Here is a 6195-nt window from a genome sequence, read left to right as displayed (position 1 = left end):
ACGCCTGGCTCCAGTACCAGCATGGGGGCGACTATTTGATCCTGCATAGCCAGAATGACTCAGAACAACGAGTCCGGGCAATACCCGAGTCCCCGAGTCTCAACTGCCCAGTAGGGGGGTCTCAAGCCGGCCTGGATCGGTTCATAGCCTGCCTCGGGCCATGGAAGTACGCGCAGCTTCCACTTCTCCAGCGCTTCCTCGTCTTCCTCGATCTGGATCGTCTTGACCCGACCGTGGCCGATCCGCGTGCGTTTGCCGATGTGGGTGATCCAACCCGATTCGGGCGCGAGAAGGTTTTCCAGTAGGTCGATATCACCAATGCACCACGCGTCGAGTTGATGGATCTCCTCGACCGGATAGAACTCATGCATATTCTTGAGCAATCCGCGCGCCGTATCGATCGCGCCAGCGTAGGGTTTCCCCGCTTTGAGCGCGTTTTCCGTTCGCACCCCGATCTCCACCTTGTCGGCGATGATCCGTCGTGCGATGTCATAGGGGTTGGTCTTTCGCGTCCACATCCGCACTGATTTCTCACCGAAACTCACAGGGATCAGCGCCGACGCCTTCCATACCCACTCGTCGTTGTTCTCTGTCTTGGCTAGAGGAAGATCCTCGGCCAGCTCGCGGAGCATGCCAGTAGGCGCATTGTCTGCGTCCATTCCGGCTAGGGCAGCATGTGTCTGGGCATAGGCAACCAGCGCGTCAAGGTGAATCGGATACCCCGAGCGCTGCATCGGGGTGTCCAGATGGAAGGTGATCTTCAGCGGGGCGAGCATTACGCCGCCTCCTTGGCCTTCTTGACCTTTTCCTTGGGCTGCTTGCCGGTGAAGAACTCCATCAGCGACGGCACTGTGAGCGCGGCAAGCTCGCATTTCATGGCTTCGAGCATCGGGCCAGCAGCATCGGTCAGTTTGAGCTCGCCCGTTTTGTCGTCCAATGCGAACGGTGCGAAGGCTTTGTCTTCGAGGTTCGCCGTGAAGTGCTCGGCCGTGAACTTGCCGAAGCCGTTACGAATCCAGCCGCCCAGGGCTTGCTCATTGATGAGGTCACGCAGAGCGCACAGCAGCAGGCCGCGTTGGGCCTGCGTCGTGGTGTCTTGCAGGTCGAACCGAACGTAGAGCTCGGTGCCGGCGATGATGCTTTGGACAGAGACGACGTTCGCGAGGTCGGACTTCTTGATGCTCGCAGTCTCCTCGCCCGTGGTCTTTTGCTCCCCTTGATTCTTTCGATCGGAACGGTTTTGGAGCACATTGGCTTGCCACTGGGCGACGGCGTTCTCTGCGTCCTGTACGTAAGCCCGAAGCTCATCTGAGCGCATGACGCGGGTCACGTCATCGACGCGCACAATATGACGCACCTCGGTGAGCTTGTACCCGTCGCCCGACTCGACGGCCTCGCTGCCGTTCGAGAGGGGTAGTGCCCTGTTCTCATAGGGGCCAAACAACGCCGGTACCAAGCCCGCCTTGACGGTGGCGTTCATGATCGGCACGGCGTCAGAGACGATGAATCGAGAGCGCAGCATTCGCGTGCCGCCGCCAAAGAGACCCATGTAGACGTGTTTCGACGCGCGCTTGATCTCCTCGATCGTCACGCTGTTCTCGGGTTTGGCTCCCGAGGCACCTGCGCACAGCCCGGCGTAGAGTTCGACGGGGACCTTATCGCCCTTGGCAGCCAGTGCCTCCATCACCAACGCGGCCGCCTTGCGACGCAGACGCCCCCGCAGGTCGTTTGCCGGAAAGTACGGAATCTTGACCCGCATGCCATCGGTCAGAATATTCTGACGCATCGTGGCGATCACGTTCGCCATCCCGTTAGTCTTTCGCACAACGTAACCTTTGTCGTCCAGGCTGTACTGGATGGAGTCGGCTACGTGCATGGGTGCGGTGAGTTTGAAGATCCCCTGGATATTGCTGTGGGTTGTCATCGCTTTTCCTTTTTCGTGAACGAAGTTTATTTGCCGAGGGTTCGGTGGGTTATGCGCCGGGCTTAAGCTTGAGTTCGCTGCCAGGGGTTTTTGCGTACAGGATGTGGGTGAGCCCCCAGATCTCCCCTACTGTCGCCGAGCGTAAGGTGTGTGCCGCGCGCATGAGCGCAGGGTCGCCAGCGGCGATTTCATCGACCCAGGGCGCCAGGGCGCCGCTCTCCGGGTTCTCCATCTCGCGTTCCAGCCTGACTGGAGCTCGGAACGCGGTCGGCCTTCCGATCTTTTTGCCCTTCTTTTCGGCTGCCTTGGCGATTTCGTCGGCGATCTTTGCTTCCGAGAGCGCCTTCGCGGCTTCGATCGACTCAAGGAGATGTGCTCGGCGAATCACCAGGGTTTTGTCGTTGTAACGCACGACCATCCGTTCTCTCGAAAGATTGACCGGTGCTTTCCAGGCGATGTGCCCCAACTTCTGGGTGCTGATGAAGGCCAGATACGGGGGTTCGGGTGGGTTCACGAGCCAGTGCGCAACTGCATCGTTACTGAAGAATCCAAACACCCCGCCCTTGCACACGATCGACTTCGTGTAGTCCTGCATGAAGTCCTTCCCGCGTGCATTGACGGCGAGGCAGGCGCCGCACACGTGGGTCCCCCACGGGTTCTGCAGATCCGCAAAGTCCGTGAAGGAAGCGGTCGGCTTCCATGCCTCGCACGGGTCGCCGACAGCGTAATGGCCTCCGCACATGACACAGCGCCCGTCGTGATCGGCGGTACTCTTTCCTGTGGTCGGGATGCGCAAATACGAAATGAGAAGCTGCGTGGGAGAAATCATCACGCGTACCTCCCGGTGCTCATCGCAGGGTGATCAGCAATAATTCGTCCGTATCCGCGTGATGTCAGGTTGCCTGCAAACCAGTACCCCTTCAGGTCCAGGCACGCATAAAACTCCACGTCAGCCAGGCCAACGAATTGCTCGGTTGCGCCCGTCGACGTCACAAGGCGCATGCCGCGAGGGCGTACGACGCTCTCTACATGGATGTCCACTTGCGCCGTGGGTGGAAGATCCAAGCTATACGCGACTGCTTGACGCTCAAGGGCAGAAAGGATGCGCGAGGCGACCTGCGTCGTGTTCTCTGCGGTCTTCGTCAGTCCCCGCTTCATCACCAAGTTCCGGACGAAATACCGCTTCGGGTCGTCCAGTCCCTTGATGCTCAGGGTGTGCTGCTCAAGCTCAACCCCGACGCCGCGACCGCACCGCTGCGTGACGATCTGGATTGCGGGCAGGGTGGCCGCTTCGAGGAGGGGTTTGTAGCGCTCACCTGTAGCGAGAATGCCCACCCAGGTCGATGACCCGACAATGCGAATTCCCGGGATCGCAAGCGGGTTTGCCCGCTGCTCCTCGGTTGGCGGTGGCGGTTCGTGACCGTGCTGTTCGATGTAGCCGCGCACCCTTTTCTCGTTTCGCATCGCGCGGGTGATCGCATGGCCGGTTTGTGGGTCGCGGCTGAAAAAAAGTGGCGGCAGATCGTGCTTGGCCAGTGCTTCGCGGAGATCGTTGGGCCAGAGTTTTTTGCCAGCCGGGAGCGCAAACCGAAGTAGATGTTGCTGCATTCGATTTTCCTTTAATCAGATAACTTCCTGAACAAGCTAACATGACGCTGTCTCCTTTACAAGTTTGGCTTCTTGCTTTCTAATAAATCAAGAAAACAACTGATTAAAGGTGGAACATGGCTGTCGTCGTGACTTTCCGCGTGCCTAAAAACGTATGCGAGAAGCTGGTTCCTGGATTTGGCACGCCTGCCGCAGACGCCCTTGCCGTCAAGCACGTGATGCGCAGCACGGTCGCAAAGGCCCTGGAAGAGAAACTCGATCTCCTCCATATCGAGGTCCCATCCAAAGCGGCCATCGAGCGGGTCAACCTCAGCCTGAATAGCGAGCTTGCAGAGCAGGTCCGAGTACTCTCGAAGTCGAGCGGCGTGCCGGAATCGGTCGTTTGCCAGCGACTGATCTTGAGCTATGCGGCAGTACATGAGTCCGCGCATCTCGAGTCTGTGCCCGGCGGGTGTGAGCTCCTCGAGGAGGCATGGGCGGCGGCAGGGCTCAGTACCCGTGTTGAACAGGCCCAGGTCTTCCTGAACCTGCGAGGCGCGTTCGAAGGTGGTCAAATTGCGCTGGTAGAGGCAGCGACAGGTGTGGGCAAGACCTTGGCTATGTTGCTTGCGGCCGAACAGTGCCTGCGGGACCACCCGGGCGGGCGTGTCGCGATCGCCGTCCCGACGATTGCGCTCATGAGGCAGTTCGCGGAGGCCTATGGAAGGCTTCCTGGCAGCCTCAGCATGCACCCACTTCATGCGGTTTTTGGTCGGCGTGAGTTCGTAAGTCGGGATGCAGTGCGCGAGTTACTCAAGAACCCGAAATATTTCGATGCCATGCAAGCCGTTGAGCGTTGGATCGAGCTCGATGGTGAGCCATTGCCTGACTCGCCGTTCCAAAAGCGGTGGCTCGTCTCCACGCTCAAGCAGATTGCTCCGGCACTCCCTGTGGCGGTGTGCTGTTTGTCCGATACACCCGATGAGGATGATCCTGGGTTTCAGTCGTACCTGGAGCAGTTCGAGCACGAGATCAGGCCGGAAAGTGAAATCTTGCTGTGCACGCACGCGATGCTCGGCTACTCGACCAAACAGCGGCACTGGGTCGCCTCCCGAAGCGATGAGGTACGAGCTCTCCGAACACGGGAAATCGACCTGATGCTTGCGATCCGTGCCGAGGAGAACGGTAAGGAGAAGGCGAGGCTTTTGCAGGCGTTGCGAGAGATCGAGGCAGAGCGTATCCGGTGCGGGGCCGAGGCATCTGAGCACGCAGGCAAACTTCCCCCGTTCGCGTACCTGCTTGTCGATGAGGCACACCAATTCGAGGCCGCCATGGCCTCAGCCAACGCGTCCTACCTTTCCTTGCGTGACCTACTTCGTGCGGCTGAGTACTGTCACAAAGAGGGGTATGGCATCTCCGCGGCAAAGGTGGCTGCAATCAGGGCCGGGATTGAGCGCCTGCGAGCGATCTCGCTTTTTGCCAAGGGCGAAACGATCGCCTTGTCTGAACGCACTAGCGCGGCCGAGCAGGTGCGCGCATCCCTTGCGGAGATTCTCGATGCCTGCAGCGTAGGGAGAGTTCGGAACAGGGATGAGAATCGCTCGGCTCACGCAAAACTCCGCGAGGTGGAGTATGCCAAAATTATACTTCGGGCCGCGGTCAACAGCCAATCATCCAGGCAGCATGCGCTCGTGAAGTTTTCGCCCGTGCGGACCTACCCGCAGCTCTATGTCGGTGCCGGGCGAGTGGATGGTCTGATGGGTAGCCTGTGGGGGAGTGTCTCCGGTGCTGCGTGCGTTTCAGCAACACTTTTGCTTCCAAAGGCAGACGGTGGCTACTCGAGCTATCACCACAAACGGTTGCTTAGCATTCCAGATGGACGATTCCATGCCTTCGCACCGATTTCTCCATCCTGGCTGAGAGAGGCCATCCAGAGCGTGCATTTGCCGGTCGCAGAGCCAAGGCTCTGCCCGCCGTCTCGCGGGGACAAGCTCACGTCGGCTGCGTTGCAGGAGGCTGAACGCACGTGGCTCGAAGCCGTCTGCGAAGAGGTGACACGCATCCAGGCCAGTGCAGCAGGCGGTGTGCTGGTTTTGATGACCTCGTACCATTCGATTCAAGTGCTCAGCGCCTTGATGCCCTTTCAGTTGCGTGCAAGCGCAGTTTTCGGCACTGCCGACGCAACCCTGGCCGAGCAGGCGAGCGCGTTTCTGAGGCTACGGATGGCGGGCAGGAAGGCCGTCTGGTTTGCAACCGGTGGCGCATGGACTGGGCTTGATATCGGTGGTCACGAGCCCCTGCACACGCTACTGGGTCAGCCAGCATTGAGCGCCGAAGAGGATAACGTGCTCACTGACGTGGTGATCCCTCGCTTGCCCTTTGGATTGAACAAGTCCGTCACACATGAATACCGAATCAGGAACGAGCCGGCCGTGCCGTGGGAAGTGCTCGACATGATCTTGCGGCTCAAGCAAGGCATGGGCCGACTGATTCGTCGTGCGGGGCTACCCAACAATCGCCGCATCCATTTGCTCGATAGCCGAATCCATCGTCCTCACTTCAAAATGATCGATGAGAGAGTTCGCTCGATATTCGCTCCGTATGGGCGCGGCTGAGCCTGTTCGCGTGGTACTCAGGAGCATGTTTTTTATGCGCCCGTCCAGCGCATCTCTGAGGTGCAGTTC

At 59.4% G+C, this 6195-nt stretch carries 5 protein-coding genes; 1 reads left to right on the top strand and 4 read right to left on the bottom strand.

The window, feature by feature from the left end; genetic code table 11:
• Positions 1-59: 59 nt before the first annotated feature.
• Genes csf3 through csf5 form a run of 4 tightly spaced genes read right to left on the bottom strand, consistent with a single transcriptional unit; the run spans position 60 to position 3532 of the window.
• Positions 60-776, bottom strand: coding sequence for a type IV CRISPR-associated protein Csf3 (csf3, locus tag EBN1_RS21800; protein ID WP_011254652.1), 717 nt, complete (start codon positions 774-776; stop codon positions 60-62).
• Positions 776-1924: a type IV CRISPR-associated protein Csf2 gene (gene csf2 / locus EBN1_RS21795; protein WP_011254653.1), complete on the bottom strand. Its 1149-nt coding sequence runs from the start codon at positions 1922-1924 to the stop codon at positions 776-778. Before csf2 ends, csf3 begins: the two co-directional genes overlap by 1 nt.
• A gap of 49 nt (positions 1925-1973) precedes the next feature.
• Positions 1974-2753 (bottom strand): type IV CRISPR-associated protein Csf1, encoded by a 780-nt coding sequence (csf1, locus tag EBN1_RS21790; RefSeq protein ID WP_157866783.1) that lies wholly within the window; start codon positions 2751-2753, stop codon positions 1974-1976.
• Entirely contained in the window at positions 2753-3532 is a 780-nt protein-coding gene (gene csf5 / locus EBN1_RS21785) for a type IV CRISPR-associated endonuclease Csf5 (RefSeq protein ID WP_011254655.1), read from the bottom strand. The genes csf1 and csf5 overlap by 1 nt, the downstream gene beginning before the upstream one ends.
• Before the next feature lie 116 nt (positions 3533-3648).
• Here csf5 and csf4 point away from each other — a divergent pair, with 116 nt between their 5' ends.
• Positions 3649-6126, top strand: a complete 2478-nt coding sequence (gene csf4, locus EBN1_RS21780; protein WP_011254656.1) for a type IV CRISPR-associated DEAD/DEAH-box helicase Csf4 — start codon at positions 3649-3651, stop codon at positions 6124-6126.
• The last annotated feature ends 69 nt before the right edge of the window (positions 6127-6195 follow it).

Source organism: Aromatoleum aromaticum EbN1 (genome assembly GCF_000025965.1).
GTDB classification, from domain to species: Bacteria; Pseudomonadota; Gammaproteobacteria; order Burkholderiales; family Rhodocyclaceae; genus Aromatoleum; species Aromatoleum aromaticum.
This window is presented reverse-complemented; position numbering and strand designations above follow the sequence as displayed.